The following is a 25,573-nucleotide window of genomic DNA, read 5'->3' on the forward strand; positions in this document are numbered from 1 at the left end:
GTCCCGACGCATGGCGTCGGGACCCACCCATATCAGCGCGCTGTTCAGGCCCGTTTACCAGCGGTACCAGCGACCACGCTTGCCGCCGCTGCCCGCAGGACGGATCACGAACCCGAGTACCCATACGACCAGCACAATGACGGCGATCCACCACAGGGCCTTGAGTGCGAAACCGGCACCGAAGAGGATCAGAGCGAGCAGAAGAACAAGAAGAACGGGAACCATAGTTATCAACCTCCGAGCCCACAGGTGCCCAGCGCAGGGATCTTCACTCCTGCGGATCTCATCTCGCACGGAGGCGGTAGCTGTGAAATGCCGTACGGCAACTTTCCGGTTTGAGAAGCGAATCCGGGGTGACCCGTGGGGCGAATCGATTTCGAGCAGGAACAGGGTGTGAGTGGTTGTGGCTGCGGACGAGAAGGCTCAGGCCAAGGGCGAGCAGGCCGAGGGCAAGGTCAAGAAGGCCGTCGGCAAAGCGGTCGGCAACGAGTCCCTCAAGGCCAAGGGGCACGCCGAGGAGTCCAAGGGCGACCTCCGCGCGGCCAAGGAGAAGGCCAAGGACGCCATCAAGCCCAAGTAGGCGCGTAGACGCCGCACTCCGGATCCCGGCAGCCGCCACGGGTGCCGGGATCCGCGCTGTCCGCACCCTGCAACGCGTCCACCGGCAGCCCAACAGACGCGCCGCGCCGCGAACGGCTCGCCGCGGTGGATGCCTCCGCGAGTCCGTCTGCGCCCGTCAGGGCGTGAGCAGGTCGGCGAGTTCTGTTCGGGAGCTGATGCCGAGCTTGGGGAACGCGCGGTAGAGATGGTGGCCGACCGTGCGTGGGCTCAGGAACAGGTGCGTGGCGATCTCGCGGTTGGTGGCGCCGGTGGCCGCGAGGCGGACGACTTCGCGCTCCTGCGCGCTCAGACGGGTCAGGGGGGAGCCGGTGGCGTCGGACGGGTCGTGGGTTTCGCCGGCTGCCTGCAGTTCCGTGCGAGCGCGGTGGGCCCAGGGCCGGGCGTTGAGCTGATCGAAGATTTTCAGTGCGGTGCGCAGTTGGTCGCGGGCGTCGATGTTGCGGCGCGAGCGGCGCAGCCATTCGCCGTAGAGGAGTTGGGTGCGCGCCCGGTCGAAGTCGTTGCCGTCGGTGTGCAGGTCCAAGGCGGCCAGATAGTGCTGCTCGGCCTGTGCGTCCGGGCTGGTCAGGGCCGCGCAGCGGTGCGCTTGGGCCGTGAAGTGGAGCTGTCCGAGGTCGGCCGCCCATGTCATGAGCTGGTGTGCGGGTGCCCGCGCCCCTTGCGGATGTCCGGCGCGCACGGCCGCCTCGATCAGATCCGGCAACAGATGCCGGGCCAGGAAGGGATGGCCGGCCGCCTGCCGGGCCGCCTCCAGATGGCCCAGCGCGTCCTGCGCCCGCCCGAGGCCGAGGTCGAGCAGCCCCAGCGCCCACAGCGCCTCCGCCGCACCCCGTCCGACCTCGCGCGGACGGGTGTACTCCAGCGCCTGCTCGGCCGCTTCCCGGGTCTGCGCCTCCTCCCCTTGGACGGCGGCCAGCACCGCCAGCAGGGCGCGCAGATGGGCTGCTCGGTGGTCCAGGTCGTAGCCGTCGGCCAGCCGGAGCGCTTCGGTGGCGTGTGCGTGCGCGTCGTCGAGCCGGCCGAGCGCCAGCTCCACCTGGGCGCGCAGATGCAGCGTGGTGGGCAGCCATCCGCCGATGCCCTGCTCGCGGCAGTGGGCGACCGCCGCGGCGGCCAGTTCGTGCGCGGTCGCGTGATCGGCCGTCAGGTGGCAGTAGATCGCGGTCACCAACTGGTCCATGAGCCCGGCGCCGGCGAGGCGTGCGGCCCGTACGAGTGTGTCCAGGGCCCGGCGCGCGCCGGGCAGGTCGCCCGCCAGGAGGCGGGCGGGCACGGCCAGGATCGGCAGCTGGGGTGTGCGGACGCCGATCTCCACCATGAGGGGTGCGTCGCCCGCGCAGAAGGCCGCGTGGATGGCGTCGGTCAGCAGCGGCGCGAGCTTGTCGGGGCGGTCGGCCGCGATCGTGTCCGCGCAGTCGGCCAGGATGCGGGCGGCCCGGCGGGGGCTGCCGTAGCCGAGCTCGACCACGGAGCGTACGCGGGCGAAGTCCGCCGCCATCCCCGGGTCCTGCAACGGCAGTGGCACCTGGTCGGTCAGAGCGCGGGCCCGTTCGTCCTGGCCGGCCTCGCTCGCCTTCTGCGCGGCGGTGATCAGGCGGCGGGCGTGCCGGTGCGGATCGGCGCTCAGGCGGGCGGCCCGCTCGTACGCCGCGGACGCGGACGCCATCGCCTGCCTGCTCCCGGCCCACTCGGCGACCCGTTCCAACTCCGCGGCGACCTCTTCGTCCGGGCCGGTCGTCGCGGCGGCCAGGTGCCAGGCGCGCCGGTGCGCGTGCCGGGCGCCGTCCAGGTCCGCCGCCAGCGCCCGGTGCGCCGCGATCCGCCAGGCCAGCGGGGCCTGTTGGTAGGCAGCGAACCGGATGAGGGGGTGGCGGAAACGCAGTTTCTGCGCGGAGACGAAGACCAGTCCGGCACGCTCGGCGGGCGCGAGATCCCTGATCTCCCCGTCGAGCCGGCCCGCGGCCGCCAGCACGGTGGGAAGGTCCCCGGTGTCGTCGGCCGCGGCCACCGTGAGAGTGCGCTGGGTCGCGTCGGGAAGGCCGCGGATCTGCTGTGCGAACGCGTCCTGGAGCTGATGGGGCAGCTCGGGGCGTGCCTCGGCCGGCGCCAGCGGCCCCAGCTGTCCCGCGCGCTGCGCCGGGGTCAGCGCGGCGGCCAACTCCCGCAGCGCCAGCGGATTTCCCTGCGCCTGGTCGAGGATGTGCTCGGCGACCGGGGGAGCGAGGCCGGGCAGCAGCGCCACGGCCGCCCGCCGGTCGATGCCGGTGACGTGTACGCGCGGCAGCGCCCTCGATCCGCTCTGCGGCGCGGTGCCGCGGGTGGCGAAGAGCATGACGATGCCTTCGTCCCGCAGCCGCCGGGCGGCAAAGGTCAGCGCGTCCCCGGACGGCCGGTCGAGCCATTGCAGGTCGTCGACCAGGCACAGCAGGGGGCCGTCCGTGGCCGCCTCGGACAGCAGCGACAGTGTGGCGAGCCCCAGGGTGAGACGGTCCCGTACGGGCTCGTCGCTCAGGCCGAAGACGGCGCGCAGCGCCCCGGCCTGCGGCCGCGGCAGCCGGTCGAGCAGATCGAGCACCGGCAGGAAGAGCTGATGGAGCCCTCCGAAAGCGAGCTCCATCTCCGACTCGATGCCCTCGACCCGCAGCACGCGCATGCCGTCCGCGTGGGCGGCAGCATGCTCGAGGAGAGTGGTCTTGCCGATGCCGGCCTCGCCGTGCAGCAGCAGTGAACTGCTCGCTGCGCGCCGAGAGTCGGCGAGCATCCGCTCGATGCGCTGCCGTTCTTCCGCGCGCCCCTGCACCGTCCGCCCCCCCGCCAGCAACCGGGCATCATGATCGACACTGTACGTCGGGGGAGGGGCGATGCCGCAACGGGCCGTACTCAGGCGCCTTCGAGCACCGGCCGGATCTCGATGGTCTCCAAGGTGTCGAGCCCCTTGGCGAGTTCCACGGCTTCGTCACGGTCGGCCACGTCGATGACGAACCAGCCGCCCAGGGTCTCCTCGCCGGGGTGCGCGGGCCCGTCGGTCACCGTGGCGGGCGCTGCTCCGGTGGCCTTGCGCACGGTCGCCGCGGAGGCCGGCCCGGTGTCCAGGGCATCGCCACTGATCAGTTTGCCAGCCGCCGCGATCCTGCCGATCCAGGTCTCGTACGCCGCTCGGTGAGCGGCCCGGTCGGTCCGGATCCGGTGGCGCGACTCATCGGTCTCGAAGATCACGAGTGCGTACTTCATGAGCGTTCCCTTTCGTTGCTTCGTTGCTTCGTTGCTTCGTTGCTTCGTTGCTTCGTTGCTTCGTTGTTCGTTGTTCGTTGTTCGTTGCCTTGTTACGTGCGGAGGCGGGCGAGTGCGCCGATTTCCAGCGCTGTCCACAGAGCTCCGTCCGGGCCCAGCGCGATCCCGTGCGGCTCCGAGCCCGGGGTCGGCAGGTCGTGCACGGTGACCGTGCCGTCGGGGGTGAGGGAGCCCACCCGGTTGCCGGCCCACTCGGTGAACCACAACGTGCCGTCGCTGCCGGCGGTGATGGCATGCGGCCGGGACGTGCGGTCGGGCAGCGGGAACTCGGTGATCGCGCCGTCGGGCGCGATCCGCCCGATCTGCCCTGCACCGATCTCGACGAACCAGACCGCCCCGTCGTGCCCGGCCGCGATGCCCACCGGGGCGGCCGACCCGGTCGGCAACGGGTACAGAGCGACGGCTCCGTCCATGCCGATCCGCCCGATCGCACCGGCCTGGTTCAGGGTGAACCACATCCCGTCGTCGGCGCCCGCGGTGATCGCGGACGGGTAGGCCCCCGTGGCCGGCAGCGGGAACTCGGTCACCCGGCCGTCGGTGGTGATCCTGCCGATCCGGTCGGCGGCGGTCTCGGTGAACCACAGCGCTCCGTCCGGCCCGGCGGCGATTCCGAACGGACCGCACTGTGCGGTCGGCACGGTGAATTCCTCGACCTTGCCGTCGAGGGCGATCCGGCCGATGCGGTGCGCCCGGTGCTCGGTGAACCACAAGGCGTCGTCCGGCCCGACAGTGATGATCGTCGGCCCGCAGTCCGGATCGAGTTGATGGTGCGTGAGTCCCCCTCCGGGCACGAGACGCCCGATGCCCCCGCTGTGAACCAGCGTGAACCACAGCGCCCCGTCCGGGCCCGTGGTGAGCGCGTAGGGACCGCTGTCGCCCCCGGTCACGGTGAACTCCTCGATGAAAACCGGCATCAGAGTCGGCTCTCCTCTCTTCATACGATTCCTACGGCTCATACGGCTCATACGGCTCATACGGCTCCTACGGCTGTCTTCCTACGGCGCGCCCGCTGCCGCCCTTCACCAACCGTCCGTCTCCCTCGGGCGAAGCGGCCGGCGTCTCTGCGCGCCTACGCCACCGGCGCCGAATACAGCATGCGGATCTCCGAAGTCCGGTAGCCGGCGCGGGCGAAGGCCGCGGCCATGGGGGCGTTGCCGGTGTCCGTGGTGGCTGTGATCAGTTCGGCGCCGGATTCCGCGTGGAAGAGGGTGATCTCGGTGAGGAGGTCGTCCACGTACCCATGACCGCGGAACTCGGGGACGACGCCCAGGTAGCCCACGTTGCGGGCATACGGCGTCGCGGAGGGAAGGGCGAGGCCCGCGACCTGCCCGTCCGGGGTGCGGGCCACGCGCCACCACTCGCGCCGGCCGGGGCAGCCGAGATAGAAGTCCATCTCGTCCCTGGCCGTGGCTTCGGCGCCCTTGACGGCGATGTTCCTGCGGGTCTCGTCGTCCAGGCTGCCGACGGCTACCCGGCGAAACAGCCGCAGGAACTCCTCGTCCGATGCGGGGGCGAACGTCAGCCGGCCCCTGGACGCGGGGAGGCCGACGTCGGCCGTCCATCGCAGGCGCAGCCGTTCCACCTCGTGCGTGAGGCCTGCCGCCACGGCGGCCCGGCGCCGCCACTCCACGGCGGCCACCACGGCCGGGGTGTCACGCCGGCCGACGGGCAGCGTCAGGATGTACTGCGGTGTTCTGGGCGCACCGGCGTCGGCGAACGCCCGCAGCGCGGCGGTCAGCAGCCCGGCCGCCACCTGCGCGCGGCCGGGGAGCGCCGGGTCGACATGCAGACAGTCCAGGGCGACGGGGTGAGCGCTGTCCTGCTGCCCCCACCACACCGAGCGGCCCACGATCCGTCCGTCGTCCTCGGCGATCCAGGTCCACTCGGGCCGGTACATCCCCTGCTTCAACTCGTCCAGGTAGCGGTCGGCGTCGATCCAGCCCACCGGTTCATCCACGATGACTGCTGCGACACGCTCTTGATCGGCCTCGGTCGTGGGGCGAAACAACACCTGTGCTCCTACTGCTTGGTGTACGTGGTGACCGTCGCGCCGGCGGCGAAGACCCGCAAGCCGGTCAGCGTGAAGGCGGCAGGGCCGAACGCCGCGTGGAACAGCGGAACGCCGGCCCCGAACACCACCGGGTGGCGGTGGACCACGAGCTTGTCGATCTCGCGCAGCAAGCGCCCGGCCAGCACCGGGCCGCCGCACAGCCAGATGCCCATGCCCGGCCGCCGCTTCAGCCCGCGGACGAACTCCGCCGGGTCCCCGGCGACGACATCGACGCCCGACGCGGGCCGTCTCAGGGACGAGGAGACCACGTACTGCCGCAGCCAGGGGTACGGGCTGTCGGCACCGGCCGCCCGAGCGGATTCGTAGACGCCGCGCCCCATGACGACCGTGTCGAACAGCCTGTTCGCCGTGCTGACGACGCCCAGCGGCCTGCGGACATGGTCGGGGACGGTCTCGGGGTACTCGGCCAGAACGGCCGCCTTGAGATCGCCGTCGAAGCCGAGGGGGTCGCCCTGTCCGTCAGGACCGGCGGTGAAGCCGTCGACACTGCAGCCGACGAGGTACGTGAGCAGACGCATCCGGGTCCGGTTCCGATCCGTTGCCACCAGGGACGAGATGACACTAGGCACCCCGATTCAGGCGGGCATCGGTCATCGCGACGTAAGGTGACCCGCCTCGCCCGGGACGGCATCGGCAGCGGCGTGGGGGTCGGTACCGGCGGGCCGGGGTGTCAGGGCCGCCCCTTCTCCCGCACCTCCCAAATCACCTGTGTACCGCGGGCGTTCGGTGACGATCGGCCGGGTCTGGGCCGTGCCACAGGCCAGGTGCCGGCGCGATCGTGCCGTCCTGGGAGGGGACATCGGCGAGTTCACACCCGGCAGCGTCCTGTTCGCCCTCGGACCGGTGGTGCTGCAGACACGCCGCGGCCGCAACTCCTCGCACGGCATCGGCAGGATCAAGTACGGTCGCCTGCGGCGTGGTTCGTGGGGCCACAGGCTGACCTGGGAGAAGTACCGTTCGGCAGGCGGCGGCTGGGGCGCCGTCGAGCTCGGCCATGGCACGGCGACGTTGCCCACGTCGCAGACCGGCAGGAAGTACGGGGGAATTCACGTCATGATCTCTGCGAGCCTGCGGGCCCGGTTTGCCGGATGCGCTGCGCTGGCGTCGGCGTTCCTGCTCACCTCGTGTACGTCCGACGGCGAGCCCGGCAACGCCGCCGGCTCACGGTCATCCGAACCGGGCATCTCCCGCACCGGGACTGCCTCGTCCGAGGCCGAGCTGACCAAGCAGGTCCAGGACGCGCTGGCTGCCGTCAGTAAGGGCACGCTGGTGGAGGCAGGGACCGAACGCGTCAGTGACGGCATCCACACCGAGCCAGGTTTGAATCAGGGCAAGACCTACAGGCTGAACCTCATATGCGTCGGCAGTGGCAGTGCGCAGGTGAAGTTCACCCCGACCATCACGGGTGCCGAAACCGCGATTCCGTGCGATCAGTCGTTGGTGCAGCAGCGGATCACCGCGCTCAAGTCGGTCCGCATCGACGTCGATGGCGCCGACGGCTCAACCGGAGTGATCGGCTGGCAGCTCGACGCCACCTGATGCGGACAGGCAACGTGCCCTTTCGGCCTGACGGTTGGGAGCGCACACGGTTGCCCGTCCTTCTTGCCCGGATCAGTCGCGCCCCAGGGCGGCTCTTCTTGAGCGGCAGGGAACGCAGGGCGGGAGCGGGCAGGCCGGCTGCGGCCATGGCGGCGTCCGTGCCCGCCCCCACTGCTGTCGCAGCAGGGCCACGGTCCGACCCTCTTGCGAGGATCCCAGCCGCTCCGGGGGCACACCCGCACTTTCCGCGTCTGCCCCCTCGTCCTCGTCCGGGGAGGCCGCGGACGTCTGGTCCGGGGCCTCGGGCCGGTCTGCCGGCGAGGTGAGGTGAGGTGCTCGACCAGGACGAGCAGCATCGGCACGGCAACGGAGCCGAGGAGGAGGGCGGACCACGAACGTGGTCCGACGTTCATCCAACAGATGATCTTTCCTCAACGCCGCATTCAGTGCCTGAGCGTTCACTGTTGATCATGTTCAATCTGATAAGACAGCGTGACGTCTCACGGGGTCATCGCGTGAGACGTCACGGGACGGTGGCGACCGGCGTCGCTGCACTCGCACTTGTTCTGACCGGCACGTCCACGCCGGCCGTCTCCTTCGCCTCCGCCGCCGGCAACCCCTCGTGGCTCCCCCAGCAGCTCGACTCCTGGTCGACGATCACCCAGCACACGATGACCGAGCCGGTGACGGTGACGAACGGCGTCACCTACTCGGGCGGCGCGGTCGACTCGATCGACGGCCGGGTGCCGATCAACGTCGTGTCCGCGGACACCCGTGACGCGAACGTGCGCCTCGGCGTGGTGGTCTCGCACGACGCCGTGGTCGACCCGCAGGACGAGACGACCTCGTCGATGGCGGTCCGTACCGGAGCGGTGGCCGGGATCAACGGCGGATATTTCCAGATCAACGCGTCCGGTCAGGCGAACGACGGCGAGATCGTCGGCGGTGAGATCTGGAAGAGCCCGACGTCGAACCACGAGGGCACGATCTCGGTGCTGCGCAACGGCTCCGTCGCGTACGGGAACCAGGTCTTCAGTGGTTCTGTCGCCGTCGACGGCGGCGCGAGCCGTCCGCTCAGCTCGGTGAACCGGCTGGCCGACGCGACCGGCGACGGCATCACGCAGATCACGCCGCGCCTCGGCGACGTCGCGAAGACCTGGTTCGGCGGCACCAAGGTCGTCGCGCTGGGCACCTCCGACGACAAGGGTGCGACGATCCGGATCACGAGCGTGACCACCGGTGACTCGCTCTCGGGCCGGCAGTACGGCCTGGTCGGCGGGGACGCGGCCAGCGCGAGTGGCCAGTGGATCCAGCAGAACGTCAAGGTCGGCTCGGTCGTGACCACGACGCACCGGATCAGCCCGGACAACGACATCCAGGAAATGATCCAGGGCCCGGGCCGCATCCTCAAGGACGGCGCGGTGTTCCAGGACCCGGTCAACCAGATGCCCAGCGGCCTGCACCCGGAGTCGGTGATCGGCAGCACCGCCGACGGGCACCTGGTCATGGCGACGCTCGACGGCCAGAAGGCGGCAGGCGTCGCGCTCGGCGTGGGATGGCAGCAGGTGGCCTCCTACATGCGGTCGCTCGGCGTGCGGGACGCGGTCCTGCTCGACGGCGGCGGCTCGACCGCCATGGCGGTGCGCTCGCCGGGCGACACGCAGGCCACGCTGGCCAACACGCCCTCCGACCTCTCCGAGCGGCCGGTCGCCAACGGCCTGTTCGTGTACTCCACCTCGATGACGGCCGGACCGGCGAAGAAGGCATTCATCAACGATGGTGCCGCGCTGTCCACGGCCGAGGGCGTCGTCTCGAAGGTGAAGGCGTTCGCGACGGACCGCGCCGGGAACCCCACCAGCGACCCGGTCTTCGTCACGGCCGAGCCCAGCAGCCTGGGCACCTGGACGAACGGCGTCTTCAAGGCCGGCTCTGCCGGTTCCGGCAAGTTGACCGTGCGCGCGGGTCGCAAGACCGCCCACGTGAAGCTGACGGTGGCGGCGGCGTTCGACCAGCTGAGCATCTCCCCCGCACAGCAGGGCCTGGCCAACAACGCCTCGCAGAAGTTCACGGCGCAGGGCACGAACGGCAAGTCCGCGGCGGTCACCGTCGCGCCGGAGTCGGTGACCTGGACGCTCGACCGTAGCGACCTGGGCAGGATCGACCCGGCCACCGGGGTGTTCACCGCGGCCTCCACGGGCAGCGGCGAGGTCCGCCTCACCGCCGCCGCCGGCGGCCGCACGGCGACCGCGACGCTGAGCATCGGCTCGGTCATCAAGCCGCTGCTCACGGCGGACAACGCCGCGGAGTGGCAGATGCGCGCGGACGGTGGCGCCGTCACGGTGCCCGCCGACCACTTCGCCGAGACCACCGACGTGCCGCCGGGCTCCGGCCAGGCGCGGGCGCTGCAGGTGGAGTACTCGTTCCCCAACGACACCAAGCAGCACCGGGTGCGGGTGGTGCCGAACAACGGCGCCGGTGCCAAGGCCGACAAGAACGAGCTCGGCCAGGTGCCGCAGAGCCTGCGCTTCCAGTTCAAGGTCGAGAGCGCCGCCCCGCAGAAGTCGTGGATGGTCCTCAACGTCTCGGACCCCGAAGGGCACCTGATGGGGCTCTGGCTCGAGCTGGCCCCCAGCGACTACAACCGGTGGAACGAGCGCAGCGCGAAGCTGGTCTGGGGTGTCTTCACGTCCTACCCGCTGACCATCCAGGACATCAGCCTGGTGGGCCAGAACGCGACCGGCGCCAACGTCGGCAAGCTCACCTTCGCGGGGATGAAGCTCCAGTACTCGGTCGGCACGCCGGCGCAGGAGACGCCCTACCAGGCGATCAACCCGAACAACCCGTCCTGGCTTCAGTACACCCAGGATCCGGCCGACTTCCGGCCCGGCGGGCAGACGTTCATCATCGGCGACGACGGCCACCTGGTGGCGGCCAACCCCGACTCGACGAGCGTCAAGAACATCGCCGGCATGGTCGACCGTACGACCGGCAAGCCGTTCCGGACCGCGTCCGGCCAGACCGTCGCACCGCTGCCGGTGCAGGCCCGTCCGGACGTCGCGCTGAGCCTCGGCGACATCGCCGACACCGGCACCAAGGACGACCTCTCCTACGCGAAGGCCCAGTGGGAGCGCTTCGGCCTGCCGTTGTACGACGTGGTCGGCAACCACGAGGTGAGCCAGGGCACCATCCCGCAGAACACCAACTTCTCCGACGTCTTCCAGCAGAACACGCACTTCTCGTTCAAGCAGGGCCAGGCGACGTTCATCGGCCTGGACAACTCCAGCGGCTCGATCGCGGTCTCCGACAAGTTCCAGAAGCCCGCGGAGCCGCAGTACCCGTGGCTGGCGCAGCAGCTGGAGAAGGCGACCACCCCGGTGGTGTTCGTCGGCGTGCACATGCCCGCCTACGACCACGCGCCGAACAAGTCGAACCAGTTCTCGAACCGCTGGGAGGCGCAGCAGTACCTCCAGCTGATCCAGGACTACCGGCTGTCGCACCCGCACCAACGCGTGGTGCTGATGTACGGCCACTCGCGCGGCTTCGCCGACCAGCTCATCGACCCGCTGGGCAACGAGGCGGACGCGAAGCTGGGCATCCCGCAGTTCACGATCGCCGACATCGGCACGCGCCCGTACGTGGCCGCCGACAAGGGAGGCCTCTTCCACTTCGCGCTGTTCCACGTCAACCAGGACGGAACGGTCCAGTACTCGGTCCAGGCCATGCTCAAGTCGATGACCATCGACCAGGGCACCGCCGGCTCCGACGCGGCCGCTCCGCGCACCGACACCCTGGTGGCCGGTCAGGCGAAGCAGTACACGGCGACCGCCGTGAACGCCAACGGCAACGACATCAACGAGCCGCCGACGATGCCGGTGGCCGACCCGATGTCCCACGTCTGGGCGAGCTCCAACAAGAAGGTCGCCAAGATCGACCCGGTGACCGGGGCGCTGACGGCGCTCAAGCCCGGCACCACGACGATCTCGGTGACCACGGGCGGCATCACGAGCAAGCTCAACCTGCTGGTTTCCAAGGCGGACCAGGGCTGACGCCCCGAACCGCGCTCTGAAGCGGGGCGGTCTGCACTCCTCACGGAGCTGCCGGCCGCCCCGCTGCGTATCGCCGCGGCGCGTACGGCGTCGCGCAACGTCGGGAGATGCCGGCTCCAGCTCGACAGGCGGGCCGCGTCCTGCGGGGATCCCATGCCCTGGCCCTGAGCGACGGTCGTACGGCACGCGCAGACTCCGGGATATGCCCTCTGCCGCCCGAACGGTCTTCTCCGGTGCGGTGAGCACGGCGTGCTCCCCGGCCTCGACCAGCCCCGCCGCGCGCATGTCCGCCCGCGCCGCCTGCGGACATGGCGGGCCGCTCTACTGGGTGGTGAGCATGCCCTGACGCAGCCGGGCGATGGTGCGGGACAGGAGCCGGGAGACGTGCATCTGGGAGACGCCGAGGTGTTCGCCGATCTGCGCCTGGGTGAGCTCCTCGACGAACCGCATGTGGATGATGCGCCGCTCCCGCTCGTCCAGCCCGGCGATCAGCGGGGCCAGCGCGTTGAAGTCCTCGACGAGTTCGAGTGCCGCATCGTCGGCGCCGATGAAGTCGGCGAGCGCGGTCTCGCCGTCGTCGCTGGTGCTGATGGCGGCGTCGAGCGAGGAGGAGGCGTAGCCGTTGGAGGCGATGCGGGCCTCGTTGACTTCCTCCTCGGTCAGGGACATCAGCTGGGACAGTTCCTTGACGGTGGGGGTGCGGCCGAGCCGGCTGCGCAGTTCCTCGGTGGCCTTGGCGAGTTCGATGCGGGCTTCCTGCAGGCGGCGCGGGACGTGGACCGACCAGGAGGTGTCGCGGAAGAACCGCTTGATCTCGCCGACGATGTAGGGGATGGCGAAGGAGGTGAACTCGACTTCGCGGGTGAGGTCGAACCGGTCGATGGCCTTGATGAGCCCGATCGTGCCGACCTGGACGATGTCTTCCATCTCGTCCGGGCCGCGGTTGCGGAAACGGGCCGCGGCGAACTGGACCAGGGACACGTTCATTTCGATGAGCGTGTTGCGCGCGTACTGGTGCTCGGGCGTGCCCTCCTCCAGGACGGCCAGCCGGTCGAGGAAGAGCCGCGTCAGCTCCCGGGCATCTTTGGGGGAGACCCGCGACGGATCGGCGATCTCCGGCAGCTCGGCTATCCGTACATCGCTCGTCTCGGTCACGGTCGTCATGTAAAGCCCCTCCCACATCACCAGCCCCGTCTGCCACCGGCTGCTGGAGCCCGGCACCGAGCGCCTACCCGCTGCGGGGGACGGCATGCCCACGATGTCGGCTGCACTTTGCGGCCCGGGCCGGGCCACGCGGGCCGCCGGCGTCAGCCGGGCGGCCCCCTCGGCCGGTCTGCCGAGGCGGCCCCCGGCCGGCCGTCCCCGCCCGGCACACCAAGGCCCCACCGGCGACACCCCCTGGAAAACGCCCCTTCTCCTCTGAACGGGCCGCCGCACCCGGGGGACAGAACCGATCGCCGGTGCGCTCTCGTACGGTGCTTCCCGCCTCTCTGTCAGGATGTGCCGCATGAGCGTGCGGGGCAGGAACCAGGTGAGAGTGTCCGGCCGTGCCGGTGGGCCGGTGGTGATGCTGGCGCACGGGTTCGGGTGCGATCAGAACTTGTGGCGGCTGGTGGTCCCGGCACTGGAGCGCGAGTTCACGGTGGTGCTCTTCGACCATGTGGGAGCGGGCGGTTCGGATCTGTCGGCGTGGAGCGAGGAGCGCTACTCGAGCCTCGACGGCTACGTCGAGGACGTGCTGGAGATCTGCCGCGAGCTGGATCTGGGGCCGGTGACGTTCGTGGGGCACTCGGTGAGCGCGATGATGGGCGTCCTGGCCGCCGCCCGGCACCCCGAGTACTTCGCGGGCCTGGTGCTGCTGGCGCCCTCGCCGTGCTTCGTCGACGATCCCGCCACGGGATACCGGGGCGGCTTCAGCGCCGAGGACATCGAGGAACTGCTCCAGTCGCTGGACGCGAACTATCTGGGCTGGTCGGGCGCGATGGCCCCGGTCATCATGGGCAACCCCGAACGTCCCGAACTGGGCGAGGAACTGACCACCAGTTTCTGCGCCACCGATCCGCACATCGCCCGGGTCTTCGCCCGCGTGACCTTCCTGTCCGACAACCGCGGCGACCTGTCCCGGGTGACGGTGCCCAGCCTGGTCGCCCAGTGCTCCAGCGACGCCATCGCCCCGCCGGAGGTCGGCGCCTTCGTCCACGCCCAGATCAAGGGCAGCGAACTCGTCACCCTGAACGCCACCGGGCACTGCCCCCAGCTGAGCGCCCCCGAAGAGACCGCCGAGGCGATCAGCGCCTTCGCACGGACACTCGGATGATGTGCCGCGAAGAAGGCGGCCAGGGCCCCGACCCGGACGCCGAAAAACCCCCGGACGACGACCGTACGCAGTTCTCCGCCCTGCTGGAGGACAGCATCGAGGACCTGTACGAGAACGCCCCGTGCGGCTATCTGTCCACCCTGCTGGACGGGCAGATCGCCAAGGTCAACACCACGCTGCTGACCTGGCTGGGCCACAAACGCGAGGACCTGGTGGGCCGCAGGAAGTTCTCCGACCTCCTGACGGTCGGGGGACGGCTCTACCACGAGACCCACTTCGCGCCGCTGCTGCGCATGCAGGGCGAGATCAGCGGCATCGCCCTGGAGATGAAGACGGCCGACGGCGGCCGGCTGCCGGTCCTGGTGACGTCAACCGTCAAGACCGGCAGCGACGGGCAGCCGCTGCTGATCCGCACCACCGTCTTCGACGCCCGCGACCGCCGCGCCTACGAGCAGGAACTGCTGCGCGCCCGCCAGGAGTCCGAACGCGAACGCCTGCGCCTGCGGCAGCTCGCCACCACACTCCAGGCAACGCTCCTGCCGCCCACCCTGGTCAACGTCCCGGGCCTGGACGTGGCCGCGCACTACCACATCGCCTCCGTCGACGAGGTGGGCGGCGACTTCTACGACCTGTTCCCCCTCACGGGCGGCACCTGGGGTTTGTTCCTGGGCGACGTGTGCGGCAAAGGCGCCGCGGCGGCGGCCGTCACCTCCCTGGCCCGCTACACCCTGCGCGCCGCCGCCGTCTACGACCCGGACCCGGCCGCGGTCCTGGGCAACCTCAACACGGTCCTCAACCACGAATACAACGGCCACGACCCGCGGTTCTGCACCGTCGTCTTCGGTCTGCTCACCCCCGACGGCGACCAGGGCGGCTTCCGCATCACCCTGGCCAGCGGCGGACACCCCCCGGCACTCCTGATCCGGGCCGACGGCACCGCCGACTATCTCCCCACCCCCGGCGGACAGCTCATCGGCGTGCTGCCCGACGCCCACATCGCCACCACCACCGTCCGCCTCGATCCCGGCGACACCCTCCTGCTGCACACCGACGGGCTCACCGAAGCGCACACCGCCGTCCGCGGCGACCGTTACGGGGACGAGGCCCTCCTCGACTTCGCCCGCGACCTGGCCCCCACCACCGCATCACGCACCATCGCAGCCATCCGCGAACTCCTGGACACCCTCGGCACCGGGGTGGACGACGACACCGCGGTCCTGGCCGTCAGCGTGCCCGAAACCGACCCTGAAGAGCAGCAGTGACCCAACTGAACGTCACCACCCGCACCACCCCCGCCGGCCCCGTCATCGAGATGGCCGGGGAACTCGACCACCACACTGCTCCCGAGATCCGCGCGCTTCTTCCCGGTCTGACCATCACACAGGGCCAGCAGCTGGTCGTCGACCTGGGCGGCCTCACGTTCTGCGACTCCAGCGGCATCACCGTCCTGATCGCCGCACGCAACCACGCCCTCGGCGCGCACGCCACCATCGCCCTGGCCGCCGTCCCCGCGGCGGTCAGCAGAGTCTTCGCCGTCGTCGGCCTGGACCGGGTCTTCCCCGTTCATTCCACGGCCCAGGCGGCCGAGGCGGCCTGGGCGCCCCCGGCCGGCTGACCCGCGGCCACGCCGGCCTCACGAGCACACCGCGGGCCCGGGGTTCTCCGCCGGGCCGCCGGGGGAAGCGGATGGCCAGGTCGCCCGTCGTGGCCGCGAGCGCGATTGCCGCCAGGACTTCCCGCTCACCGTGCCCGCGCCGGCCGATCATCGCCGGGCCGAACTCGTCGCCGGCGGCCTCGACATGGCCGCCGACCTCGGTCGCCTGCAGTCCCACTGCGTAATCCATTTCGATCGTGGGTCGGAATGCAGGTCGACACAACTGGGCGACGAAATAGGAGAGTTGAACGGTCGGCAGAGCGTGGGTCGGACCGGAATCCGCTACGACAACGCCGCCTTCAGCCGACCACTGGACCGCTCGGCATCGCTTGACCTGCGTCATGGGCCCGCCCTCAACCGGCAGAGGACATTACGGGCGAACGGCGAACAGTCGAACCGATCGGCGACCAGACCCGCTGACGAATCAAAGTCAGCGTTGCGTTAATTTCCTCGGTAACTCGTTAATTGGGCGTTAGTGAGTCACTTGGCCCTTGGGGAGCCGGGTAACGTCTGTGCCCGGTTGCAGTCGACAAGGCTGCGTTAATCTTCGAATTGGAGTTAATTATGGGAACTGAGAACATCGCGGCAAAGCTCGCAGAGGTGGCGAAGGTGAAGACCCTCGCGATGTCCGTGGCCGCTCTGACGGTTGCCGGCGGTGCGGTCTTCGTCCCCATGTCCCAGTCCGCTTCCGCGGTGCAGGCGTCCGAGGTTTCCACCAACGTGCTCTGCGACCCCACCTGCGGTCCGTACTACGACCTCATCTGATCAGCTAAGCGCTGTCCCGCAACTCTGGAGACTGCTGGTCGGTGTCCGGTCCGACCTGATTGAACGGGTCGCTGATGAGAGCGCGAGTCAGGTGATAGCGAGACAGGTTGATGGGGTCGGCGGACACCAGTCAGCCCCTGCGCCCAGTTACGGGACAACGCTTAAGTAAAACTCGTTGTGCCCGGCCCTCCCGGGGCCGGGCACAACGGCCCCGGGAGGGCACTGCACATGGATGGGCTTGGGCAATTCGCATCAGATGCGGATGCATTTATAAACGAGCACTGGAGAAAGACCCCCACAATCTTTCACCCTTCCAGCGCGCCGGTCGATCTGCTATCCGTCGAGGACGCCTGGGACATCCTGAAAGGTGGTCTCCTCCGCGTTCCGTACATCAGACTCCTCGGCTCCGCCGGACCGATTCCCGAAGAGCGGTACTGCGTTCCCCGCATAGTTTCCGGGGAGCCGCTGTACGGCTACGCCGACGAGACAGCTGTACGTGAGTTGCTCCGCGCCGAGCAGGCCACACTTCTCCTGCGCTACGTGGACCAATGGCACGCGGGGGTGCGCGCCCTGACGTCGAGCGTCGCCGAGCGAACGGGGAGGCTGACCGAGGCGTTCTTCTTCCACACACAACCTGGCGTTCAAAGCCCCGCACACCGTGACGACGGTGACGCCCTGGTGATCCAGATCGACGGCCAGAAGCGGTGGAAGATCTATGGGGCGCCGACGGATCCGCAGTGGGTACCGGGCAGGAAAGTGGACACGCCGGGACCCGTCCTGCTGGACACCATCGTGAAGCCTGGTGATGTCCTCTATATCCCGCACGGGTTCGCCCACCACGCGGAGGCGGCAGGCGATGCCTCCTCCAGCCATCTCACCGTGACCATGCGCGAGGCGGCCGCACCGCATCTACGCGCGACTCTTCAGTCGCTGCTGACAGACGGCTGCTCCCTGCCGGGGCGGCCGTTGGGCGACGAGGCGCTCATTGACACAGCACGCCGACTCCTGGACCACATGAAAATGAGGCTTGCCGATACCACGCCTCAGCAGGTGATCGAGCACGCACGACCCCACGCTCACGCCAATCGACTCTGGTAGACGAGTCAGCATGAATTCAGGAGGAATGGCGATGAGTGGATTCGCGCGCTGCATCCCCGACGAAAACACATTCTTTTCCGAGCACTGGCAGGCAGGGCCAACCGTGCTCCGCCCGAGCGATCCACCGTTGGACGTCCTGACGGTGGCCGATGTCGACGAGATTCTCGATTCCGGATTGCTTCACCTGCCATACATCGAGCTGGTTCACGAGCATTCTCGAGTGGCTGCGGAGAGATTCTGCGGTTCCCGGATAGTCCTCGGTAAGCGCATCGACGGATATGTGGACGCGAGTGCGGTCCGAAGCCTGGTGCAAGAGGAAGGGGCGACCCTGCTCCTTCGCTACGTCGATCAATGGAACAAAAAGGTGAGGGGTCTCACCGAAGAAATCGCCGATCGGTTCAATCGGCTCGTGGAAGCGTTCTACTTCGTGACACCGCCCGGCACTCAGGGGCGCCCCATCCACCGGGATGACGCCGATGTCCTGGCAATTCAGATCAGCGGTGAAAAGAAGTGGCACGTGCACAGTGGTCCGGCCGATGGGTACTGGGAGCCCGGACGTGTCGAGGGAGATCCTGGCCCCGTTGCGCTCGAAACGGTGCTCCGCGCCGGCGAGGTCCTGTATGTGCCCCGTGGGTTCGCGCATTACGCTACAGCCTGTGGCAGTACCCCGTCAGTGCATCTCTCCCTGACCATCCGCGAGCCCGGCACAGCCAATCTCTATTCCCTGGTCCAGGCTCTCCTCATGCAGTCCGGAACGGTTCCACAACGGCCACTCACCGATGCGGAACTGAATGAATCCGTCGAATGCATCATGAGCGATGCCGAGCAAACGCTGATGGCGGTGACGCCGGAAGAATTGGTGAGCTCCGCTCGAATGCTCATGCGCGGCGAACGAACCCGCAACCCCCACCGCACACTCGCCGACTGGGCCGTGAACACCCAATAGCCGCCCCAGGGGCGTTTCAAGTCCGCACATGGGCGAGGTACTCACTGGAGTGGTTGTACTCCAGGATCACCGCCTTGAGCGGGCGCGCTGCTCAAGTCCCGTCCGCCTGCGCACAGGTAGACGGCTGCACCGAGCGCGGCGCCGTCGGCCGCCCGGCGCGGGCCGGGCACGGCGGCGGACACCAGGAGCTCGCGAGAACGCCGAGCGGAAACCGTCGATCTGCTCGGCCTGCACCACGACACCCTCACCGGGCATTCCCGCCAGGTCGTACGCGCGCCGACCGCCGCGCTCGGCAGTGCCCGCAGCGGCGGCCTTCGAGACGACGCCACCGTTTCACGCCCGGCCTGGACGGCCCCCGCTCCGCGGGCCGCAGGCGGTCAGGACAGCTCGCGGCAGTCCTCGTCGGCGCACTGGAGGGTGGTGAGGGTCTGGTCGACCTGCTCGCTGGTCAGCGGGGGGTCGGACAGTGTGTGGGCGCCCTCGGTGCGGAAGGCGTCGAACATGAGGTGCAGGTGGCGGCGCCAGGCCTGGGGGGCGGTGGTGCGGGTGGCCTGGATGATGCCGACCTGTGACCAGATCACGAAGGGGATGTCCTGGGGGGTGACGTCGGCGCGCAGGGTGCCCTGTTCCTGGGCGTTGTGCAGGATCTGGGTGCAGAGTTCTTTGGCGCGTTCGTACATTTCGCGGCCGGCCACGTGCAGGGGCAGCCGGGCGGAGACGAGGTCGTTGAAGGCGCGGTCGCAGGCCTGCAGCTCGCAGAGTTTCTCCAGGTAGCGGCAGAACCCTTCCCAGGCGTCGTCCATGGCGGCGGCCTCTTCGGCGGCGGCGAGCAGTTCCGTGTACTTCGCGGTGAAGAGGGTTTCGACCAGGTCGAGCCGGGTGGGGAAGTGGCGGTAGAGCGTGCCGATCGCGACGCCGGCCTCGCGGGCGACGCCTTCGAGGGAGGCGCCGAGGCCCTGCTCGGCGAAGGCGGTGCGGGCGGCGGCCACGATCGCGTCCCTGTTGCGCTGCGCGTCGCGGCGCAGGGGCTTGGCCGGGGTTGCGGTCGCGGACAAGGCGTGGTGCTGGCTCATGTACCCGAGCGTAACATGAGGGCCCCCTCGTATTCGGCTGTAGTCGCGTTCTCGCCCGCAAATTTATGCCTCTGACGTGCTGTGATGAGCCTCACTGTAAACATGAGGCGCCCCTCGGGTACGGTGGCAGAGCTGAACGTGAGGCACCCCTCCGGATGATCTCGCGGCAAGCCGACTGACCCGGGATTTCCGGATCTCGGTTCACAGGCAGTCTCGTAAGGGGAATGACCATGAACAGCATGACCAAGCGCTTCTCGATCGCCCTCGCTTCTGTGGCACTGGCCGGCGGAACCCTTCTCACAGCCGGCGGCGCGGCGTCGGCCGCCACGACGTCGGTGCCCGCGGGGCACGCGGTCGTCGCCTCCGCCGTGAGCGGTGCACATGAGGACACCCACGGCAACCGCCTGGTGGTGCGGAACGCCGCCGGCCGGCACGCGGACCAGGTCCAGGCCGCGTCGTGGCACTACGTCGACGCCGCCCGCTGGCACGAGGACCAGGTCGACGAAGCGGCATCGAGGCACCACATCGACGCCGCCCGCTGGTACGAGGACCAGGTCGTGTGGGCCCTGAACCACCGCTGACGCGGCCCGCGCCGCCCCATTCCGGGACGCCGGCGCCTGCCCGGACAGCGACACGGCCGCACCACGGCTGACCAGGACCCCGGATCACGCACCCCACAGCGCTCCGCACCCGCATCGAGACGAACACCGCACGCAAGCACGCAAGACGCGGCATCCCGCACCGGCTCAAGCACAGCCCGAACGCCGAACGCCGCCCTGTTCGCCGCCCCGGCCGCCCCTGGCGAACCGATCACCCGCCAACGGCTCGACCAGCTCCCGCCCAGCCGGCACCTGCACCGACGACGTCCGCCACACCCTCGCGCGCCTCGCTGTCCTCCCTGGGCACGCTGAGGAAGCCGACCGCATCCCGGCTGGACACGGTGCTCGCCGGCCGACCCGCCGGCCACGCCCAACTGGTCCGTCCCTCCGCGCACTGATACGTGCTGCGACGCGCCGCCCAGCGCCCCGCCCGCCGGAGCCGGTCTCCCTCCGCTTCCTCCGCACCCGTGTCCTGGTGGTCCTGGTGGTCCTGGTGGTCCTGGAGTCCCTCGCCCGACCCGACGGGCATCGCCTCGCCCTGGACGGACTTCGACAAGACGACCGCGACGGCGACAGCTGCCTCACCAGCGACTCCGTGTCAGGCCGTCCCAGGTGTGCCTGCGACGGATGCAGGCGCGGTCCGGGCCCGTGCGACGGCGTCGTAGAGGGACTTCGGATCGTCGGCGTGCAGCCTGATCACCCGTACGAGGCGGGGGCCGCCGAGGAACCTGGGCGCATTGACCGGTGCGGCCAGTTCGAGCGTGAGAGAGGTCTGGGCGCCGACGGCCAGATTCAGCTCGCCGTCCCTCTTCTCATGGGTGAACAGCGTCTCGCGCCGGACAAGAGCAATCTGGGCGACGGGAACACGGATGTCGACATGGGCTGCCTGCCGGATGCGCAGGACACCCTCGGCCAGGACGTGCGGCCGGGTGACGGCCGCCGCATGCATGCCCAGGACGAAAAGGACCGTGTAGACATCGACGACCAGGAAGACGGCGTGGACGACGGGCCAGCCGGCGAGCAGGTACGACAGGGCGACCGTCTCGGCCACACACACGAACGTCAAGCCGTACATCATCGCCGCCTGGTCGCGGGCGTGAGGGAAGACCGCGTCAGCCCCGCCGACAGCGTGCGGACGGCGTGCGGCCCACCGGACCAGGCTCGCCATGATCCGCGCCTCGTGCGCCACGTACCGTGCCACGCGCGCGGGCACGAGCTGCACGAGCGCCTGACGCCGGGACAGTCCGAGCCGCCGCAACCGCAGCCACACATACGCCTCGCCGCTGAGGAGCAGCAGCAGGAGCAGCTCACCACCGAGCACAACGGTGCCGGGCACCGGAACCCCGCTGACCAGGCAGACGGCCGGCACGACCTGGGCGGGCACCGCGATGGCGCGCAGCTTCCGCAGGGCCGGCCCCCGCGCGGGGGCTTCGGGCCGGGGCGGGGTCGCCCGGATCTGCGACGCCGTCATGACCGTCCTTCCCGCCGCTGCCTCACGAGCTCGACCGCACGACGCACCGCCGCCGACTGGGCCGGTGCCAGATCCGCGAAGATGACCTCCGCCAGACCGGCGTCGGCCCTGCCGGAGAGATGCACGGCCAGGCCGTCGGGCAGCAGGGCCGCCAGCGCGGCGGCGGCACGGGCCACCTGAGGGTCGTCCGGCTCCGTACCGGCAAGGGCGTCCAGCAGCCCGTACACCTCGCCCGCGTGCTCCTCCATCCCCCGCAGCGTCTCCATCAGCCGGACCCGCTCCGCCTCGGGGACCACGGTGTCGAGGAGGGCCAGAACCTCCCGGTCCTTCACGGCCATGGGAGAGTCCGGCATCTCGCCGAGGCCCGCCAGCAACTCGGTGAGCTGCGGCGACAGCGGCCCTTCGGCGGAAAGCCGCCCACCCCGCGCCTCGGCCAGCAGCGTGGCGAGCCTGCGGCGTCTCTCCCGGATGACCGCTTCCTGCCGTGCGAGGTCCTCGTCCAGCTCCTGCAGGACCTCCACCAGCTCGCGGCCCTCATCGTCCGCGAGGACGTCGCGCACCTCGTCGAGGCCGAGGCCGAGCTCGGACAGGCGCCGGATCCGGGCGAGCAGTACGGCATCCCGGATGCCGTACTCGCGGTAGCCATTGCTCCGCCGTACGGGCTCGGGCAGCAGCCCGAGATGGTGGTAGTGCCGCACGGCCCGAGGGGTGACCCCGACGAGGGCGGCGATCTCGCCGATTCGCATGAGTGCAGTAGAAACCCTGACGCTGCGACAAGGTCAAGGCGACCTGAGCAGCGGGCGGCGCGCCCGGCACGGCTGTGGGGGAGCGGGCGGTGCGCCCGGCAGAACTGTGACGGAAGGGCCGGGGGAGTCCCCGCGGGCCGCTGCTTGACCTTGCCGCGACGTCAAGGTTTCTACTGAGCGCCATCGGCCCGCAGCGATCACCGAGCTCGCGGCGCCCTCCCGGAAAGGACACCGAGATGACCACCATCGCCGAGAAGAACATGACCCTGCTGCGCACGGCGTACCAGTCGCTGGAGAGCGGCGACCTCGACGCATGCGTGCAGCTGCTGACGGAGGACTTCACCGCGAACGTCCCCGGCCTTCCCGACCCGCTGCACGGCCGCGAGGTCTGGCGGCAGGGCGCACAGGCCATGCTCACGGCCTTCCCCGACCTGAGGATCGATGTCCAGGACATGTTCGGCGTGGCCGACAAGGTGACGGTGCTGGTCCACTTCCACGGCACTCACCAGGGTGCGTTCCAGCAGTTCGAGGCAACGGGCCGACGGGTCGCCTACCGGAGCATCGAGGTCTACCGCATCGAGGGAGACCGGATCGCCGAGGAGTGGGTCGCCCCGGACATGCTCAGCCTCATGCAGCAGATCGCGCCCGCCCTCGCCGGCCACTGACCCAGGCCCGATCCGCCCGCAGCCGACCCTGGTCACACCTCGCGCGCATCCCATGTCCGGGCGAGTTCCGCGGTCCAGGCCGCCGCCGCGCGGGGCTCGGACGGAGGCGCGCCGACGACCACGACTTCCGTGACACCGGCCGCGGCAAGGTCGGGCAGATGCTCGGGCGTGCCGTCGCTCAACGAGACGGCGACGGTCAGCTCGTCGAGGGCGCGACCGCGGCGGGCGCACTCGTCGGCGAGTACGGCGACGCGCGAACGGACCTCGCCCACCGGAAGGTTGAAGCCGTACCAGCCGTCGCCGAACGCGACCGCCCGGCGCAGGGCGGCGTCACTGTTGCCGCCGACGATGACCGGGAGCCGTGCGCCGCGCAGCGGCTTCGGGTTGACCCGGATCGCGTCGAAGGAGATGAACTCCCCCGAGAAGGAGGCCGGATCCTCGGCCCAGATGGTGCGCATCGCGGCGAGATACTCCTCGGTGCGCCGCCCGCGCCCGGCGAAGGGGACCTGGAGCGCGGCGAACTCCTCGGCCGACCAGCCGGCCCCGACACCGAGACTGAAGCGCCCGGCCGAGAGCATGTCGACGGTGGCGGCCTGTTTGGCCACCACGACCGGGTTGTGCTCGGGCAGCAGGAGCATGCCGGTGGCGAGCCCGATCCGGTCGGTGAGCGCCGCCGCGAAGCTCAGGGCGAGCAGCGGGTCGAGCCAGTCCGCGTCCGCGGGCACGGCGATCCGGCCGTCCGCGGCATAGGGGTAACGGGAGACGGGCGCGTCCACGAGCACCACGTGTTCGCCGCACCACAGCCTCGCGAAGCCGTGCGTCTCCGCGGCTGTGGCCACCGCCCGGACGACCTCCGGACGGGCACCGTCACCGATGCCGAGCGCGTGCAACCCCACTCGCATCCGCCACCTCCAAGCGTCACTCGACAGTTACAGGTGACCATTTACCGTCCCTCAGCCCCAACCGGAGACGCAGACACGGCACGTGCCGCGCCGCACCCCCGCGTCGGAACCCGCGGGGGCGAAGGAAGTCCCGCGGGCGCGCACATTTCGACGCTCTTCGAGCTCCGGCCCGCCCGGCGCGGCGACCTGGTCCGCTCCGGCGGACCAGGGACGGCCCGGACCGGACATCTCCCCGAGCGGCGCCGGTCACCGGGCCCCGGTCTTCCGTTGCCGCCGGTGCCACAACCCAGATGACAGCTGATGACAGCTGGTGCCGGCCTCCACGATGATGAGCGCCGTGCCTGGAACCGATGCGCCCGAAGCCGTGGTGGCCCGCCTCCTGCAGGAGCTCCGCAACGAGACGTGGCCTGCCCGGCTCAACACTGCCGAACGGGCAGGCATCGACCTCGTCCTGCTCGACGCCGACATCGCCGGGCACGTGACGACCTGGCTGAGCAACGGCGCTCGCCTGGACGCGCGGCGTATGGCAATCCTGCGCCGGAGGATCTCCGATCTGGAACAGGTCCTGCCACAGCTCGACGAAGCGGACAACCCCCGCTTGTGGCAGCTGTGGCACCAGATGACCCGGCTCATCTCCGATACCGCTGCGCACCCCACCGACTGAGACGCGCCCTGCCGCCACCACCGTTGACGCAGGCCGGCTCGGCTGCCGGGGAATGCCAAGGCGATGTCCCGGCGACGGTGCGCGGCGCGGCCGGCTGTGCCTGACGTGGTCCCGGCCCTAACCGGCTTCCGGCTCGGCGTACGCGAAGTCGTACGGGGCCCAGTCGGCGACCCGGCGGTAGCCGAGGCGCTGGTAGAGGGCGTTGCTGGTGGGGTTGCCGGCGTCCGTGTACAGCACGAGCTCGGTGGCGCCCGCGGCGAGCGCGGCCCGGCTCACCTCGGCAGTGACGGCGGCCGCGTAGCCGCGGCCGCGCAGGCGGGCTGGGGTGTAGACGGGGTCCACCCGGACCATCCCGGCGACCATCGGGTTCACGCCCGCCATGGAGACGGGGGTGTTGTCCGGGCTCTGCCAGAAGGTGTAGCTCTTCTCGGCGAAACGGGTGCCTTCCCAGGAGCCGGCGTCGATGGTGACGCTCTCGCCGAGGTCCGCGGCGAGCTCACGGCACCAGCGCATGAGGTGTTCGTGGTCCTGCTCGCCCACGATCCGGCCGTGGCCCTCCGGGTGCGGATGCGGCGGGGTGAGGGTGTCGAGGCGGTACAGGTGCATCCGGACGCGGAGGGTGGGCGTCGCGCCGGTGTGCCGCTGCCAGGCCTCGGCGAACGCGGTGGCGGTGTCGTGGTCCGCGGTGACGCCGGCGAGGGTGTGGCCGAGGCTGTCGGCGAGATGGGCAGCGAGGGCGTCGGCCCGCTCGGGGGAGAGCGGGGTGAGGGTCAGCCGGCGCGACGGCGGACGGTAGAAGACCGCCTGGACCTCATCACCGGACTCCAGCCGCCCGAAGAGGACACTTCCGGGCTCGAACGCACCCGGGCGGGTCCGCCACTTCTCCATCACGGTGAGCGGCGTGTTGTGCAGGACGGGCCGCGAGCGGAGGAAACTCCCGGCCCGGGCGTGAAAGCCGTCGATGTCTTCGGTGAGGTGCCAGGCGTCCGGATGCATGCTTCATGATCCCGCACGCACTCGATCACGGGGAAGCCGATACCCGAGGACGACTCGCCGTCACGCCGTTGCGTGCGCAGCCAACTGTGGCTGGGAGCGGTGAAGTTGT

At 70.1% G+C, this 25,573-nt stretch carries 24 protein-coding genes; 12 read left to right on the plus strand and 12 right to left on the minus strand.

Features of this window, described 5'->3' with window-relative positions:
• Positions 1 to 54 precede the first annotated feature (54 nt).
• Complete coding sequence (locus ACFV0T_RS28005) at positions 55 to 225, minus strand: hypothetical protein (RefSeq protein ID WP_010982177.1); 171 nt, start codon at positions 223 to 225, stop codon at positions 55 to 57.
• Positions 226 to 403: 178 nt separating this feature from the next.
• Between ACFV0T_RS28005 and ACFV0T_RS28010 the strand changes: the two genes are divergently transcribed.
• On the plus strand, positions 404 to 580 hold the full coding sequence (locus tag ACFV0T_RS28010; protein WP_385784952.1) for a CsbD family protein: 177 nt from the start codon (positions 404 to 406) through the stop codon (positions 578 to 580).
• 156 nt (positions 581 to 736) lie between these two features.
• On the opposite strand, the gene ACFV0T_RS28015 is transcribed toward ACFV0T_RS28010, so the two are convergent.
• The 5 genes from ACFV0T_RS28015 to ACFV0T_RS28035 form a co-directional block, all read right to left on the minus strand.
• Positions 737 to 3,421: an ATP-binding protein gene (locus ACFV0T_RS28015; protein WP_385784743.1), complete on the minus strand. Its 2,685-nt coding sequence runs from the start codon at positions 3,419 to 3,421 to the stop codon at positions 737 to 739.
• Between the two features lie 80 nt (positions 3,422 to 3,501).
• Positions 3,502 to 3,852: a YciI family protein gene (locus ACFV0T_RS28020; protein ID WP_385784745.1), complete on the minus strand. Its 351-nt coding sequence runs from the start codon at positions 3,850 to 3,852 to the stop codon at positions 3,502 to 3,504.
• Positions 3,853 to 3,944: 92 nt separating this feature from the next.
• Positions 3,945 to 4,826 (minus strand): virginiamycin B lyase, encoded by an 882-nt coding sequence (locus ACFV0T_RS28025; protein ID WP_385784748.1) that lies wholly within the window; start codon positions 4,824 to 4,826, stop codon positions 3,945 to 3,947.
• A gap of 155 nt (positions 4,827 to 4,981) precedes the next feature.
• Positions 4,982 to 5,869 carry a GNAT family N-acetyltransferase gene (locus tag ACFV0T_RS28030; RefSeq protein ID WP_385784751.1) on the minus strand — a complete coding sequence of 296 codons (888 nt, stop codon included), beginning with the start codon at positions 5,867 to 5,869 and terminating at the stop codon, positions 4,982 to 4,984.
• Between the two features lie 62 nt (positions 5,870 to 5,931).
• Positions 5,932 to 6,501 carry a dihydrofolate reductase family protein gene (locus ACFV0T_RS28035; RefSeq protein WP_385784754.1) on the minus strand — a complete coding sequence of 190 codons (570 nt, stop codon included), beginning with the start codon at positions 6,499 to 6,501 and terminating at the stop codon, positions 5,932 to 5,934.
• A gap of 208 nt (positions 6,502 to 6,709) precedes the next feature.
• On the opposite strand from ACFV0T_RS28035, the gene ACFV0T_RS28040 reads away from it, so the two are divergent.
• Both ACFV0T_RS28040 and ACFV0T_RS28045 read left to right on the plus strand, forming a co-directional pair.
• Entirely contained in the window at positions 6,710 to 7,522 is an 813-nt protein-coding gene (locus ACFV0T_RS28040; RefSeq protein ID WP_385784756.1) for a hypothetical protein, read from the plus strand.
• A gap of 515 nt (positions 7,523 to 8,037) precedes the next feature.
• On the plus strand, positions 8,038 to 11,568 hold the full coding sequence (locus tag ACFV0T_RS28045; RefSeq protein ID WP_385784759.1) for a phosphodiester glycosidase family protein: 3,531 nt from the start codon (positions 8,038 to 8,040) through the stop codon (positions 11,566 to 11,568).
• A 321-nt stretch (positions 11,569 to 11,889) separates the two neighbouring features.
• On the opposite strand, the gene ACFV0T_RS28050 is transcribed toward ACFV0T_RS28045, so the two are convergent.
• The gene (locus ACFV0T_RS28050) at positions 11,890 to 12,732 is read right to left on the minus strand and encodes an RNA polymerase sigma factor SigF (RefSeq protein WP_385784762.1); all 843 of its coding nucleotides are present in this window, start codon (positions 12,730 to 12,732) and stop codon (positions 11,890 to 11,892) included.
• 343 nt (positions 12,733 to 13,075) lie between these two features.
• On the opposite strand from ACFV0T_RS28050, the gene ACFV0T_RS28055 reads away from it, so the two are divergent.
• From ACFV0T_RS28055 to ACFV0T_RS28080, 6 genes are all read left to right on the plus strand, one after another.
• Positions 13,076 to 13,885: an alpha/beta fold hydrolase gene (locus tag ACFV0T_RS28055; protein ID WP_385784765.1), complete on the plus strand. Its 810-nt coding sequence runs from the start codon at positions 13,076 to 13,078 to the stop codon at positions 13,883 to 13,885.
• Positions 13,885 to 15,147 carry a PP2C family protein-serine/threonine phosphatase gene (locus ACFV0T_RS28060; RefSeq protein ID WP_385784768.1) on the plus strand — a complete coding sequence of 421 codons (1,263 nt, stop codon included), beginning with the start codon at positions 13,885 to 13,887 and terminating at the stop codon, positions 15,145 to 15,147. Before ACFV0T_RS28055 ends, ACFV0T_RS28060 begins: the two co-directional genes overlap by 1 nt.
• Entirely contained in the window at positions 15,144 to 15,500 is a 357-nt protein-coding gene (locus tag ACFV0T_RS28065; RefSeq protein WP_385784770.1) for an STAS domain-containing protein, read from the plus strand. The genes ACFV0T_RS28060 and ACFV0T_RS28065 overlap by 4 nt, the downstream gene beginning before the upstream one ends.
• Before the next feature lie 603 nt (positions 15,501 to 16,103).
• A complete protein-coding gene (locus tag ACFV0T_RS28070; RefSeq protein ID WP_385784773.1) occupies positions 16,104 to 16,304 on the plus strand; it encodes a hypothetical protein in 201 nt (66 codons plus the stop codon).
• Positions 16,305 to 16,532: 228 nt separating this feature from the next.
• Positions 16,533 to 17,402 (plus strand): JmjC domain-containing protein, encoded by an 870-nt coding sequence (locus tag ACFV0T_RS28075; RefSeq protein WP_385784776.1) that lies wholly within the window; start codon positions 16,533 to 16,535, stop codon positions 17,400 to 17,402.
• 31 nt (positions 17,403 to 17,433) lie between these two features.
• A complete protein-coding gene (locus ACFV0T_RS28080; RefSeq protein WP_385784779.1) occupies positions 17,434 to 18,348 on the plus strand; it encodes a JmjC domain-containing protein in 915 nt (304 codons plus the stop codon).
• 377 nt (positions 18,349 to 18,725) lie between these two features.
• Here ACFV0T_RS28080 and ACFV0T_RS28085 read toward each other — a convergent pair whose 3' ends face one another.
• Positions 18,726 to 19,421, minus strand: coding sequence for a TetR/AcrR family transcriptional regulator (locus tag ACFV0T_RS28085; RefSeq protein ID WP_385784782.1), 696 nt, complete (start codon positions 19,419 to 19,421; stop codon positions 18,726 to 18,728).
• A gap of 230 nt (positions 19,422 to 19,651) precedes the next feature.
• Between ACFV0T_RS28085 and ACFV0T_RS28090 the strand changes: the two genes are divergently transcribed.
• Complete coding sequence (locus ACFV0T_RS28090; RefSeq protein ID WP_385784784.1) at positions 19,652 to 20,002, plus strand: hypothetical protein; 351 nt, start codon at positions 19,652 to 19,654, stop codon at positions 20,000 to 20,002.
• Between the two features lie 616 nt (positions 20,003 to 20,618).
• Here ACFV0T_RS28090 and ACFV0T_RS28095 read toward each other — a convergent pair.
• Entirely contained in the window at positions 20,619 to 21,491 is an 873-nt protein-coding gene (locus ACFV0T_RS28095) for a hypothetical protein (RefSeq protein WP_385784786.1), read from the minus strand.
• Positions 21,488 to 22,237 (minus strand): MerR family transcriptional regulator, encoded by a 750-nt coding sequence (locus tag ACFV0T_RS28100; protein WP_385784788.1) that lies wholly within the window; start codon positions 22,235 to 22,237, stop codon positions 21,488 to 21,490. Before ACFV0T_RS28100 ends, ACFV0T_RS28095 begins: the two co-directional genes overlap by 4 nt.
• A gap of 236 nt (positions 22,238 to 22,473) precedes the next feature.
• Here ACFV0T_RS28100 and ACFV0T_RS28105 point away from each other — a divergent pair, with 236 nt between their 5' ends.
• Complete coding sequence (locus tag ACFV0T_RS28105) at positions 22,474 to 22,902, plus strand: ester cyclase (protein ID WP_385784791.1); 429 nt, start codon at positions 22,474 to 22,476, stop codon at positions 22,900 to 22,902.
• A 32-nt stretch (positions 22,903 to 22,934) separates the two neighbouring features.
• Here the strand turns inward: ACFV0T_RS28105 and ACFV0T_RS28110 are convergent, their stop codons facing one another.
• On the minus strand, positions 22,935 to 23,804 hold the full coding sequence (locus ACFV0T_RS28110) for an LLM class F420-dependent oxidoreductase (RefSeq protein WP_385784794.1): 870 nt from the start codon (positions 23,802 to 23,804) through the stop codon (positions 22,935 to 22,937).
• Between the two features lie 337 nt (positions 23,805 to 24,141).
• Here ACFV0T_RS28110 and ACFV0T_RS28115 point away from each other — a divergent pair, with 337 nt between their 5' ends.
• Positions 24,142 to 24,468, plus strand: coding sequence for a hypothetical protein (locus ACFV0T_RS28115; protein ID WP_385784797.1), 327 nt, complete (start codon positions 24,142 to 24,144; stop codon positions 24,466 to 24,468).
• 117 nt (positions 24,469 to 24,585) lie between these two features.
• Here ACFV0T_RS28115 and ACFV0T_RS28120 read toward each other — a convergent pair whose 3' ends face one another.
• Complete coding sequence (locus ACFV0T_RS28120; RefSeq protein WP_385784800.1) at positions 24,586 to 25,464, minus strand: GNAT family N-acetyltransferase; 879 nt, start codon at positions 25,462 to 25,464, stop codon at positions 24,586 to 24,588.
• Positions 25,465 to 25,573 lie beyond the last annotated feature (109 nt).

It is taken from the genome of Streptomyces sp. NPDC059582, assembly GCF_042735715.1.
Lineage (GTDB): Bacteria > Actinomycetota > Actinomycetes > Streptomycetales > Streptomycetaceae > Streptomyces.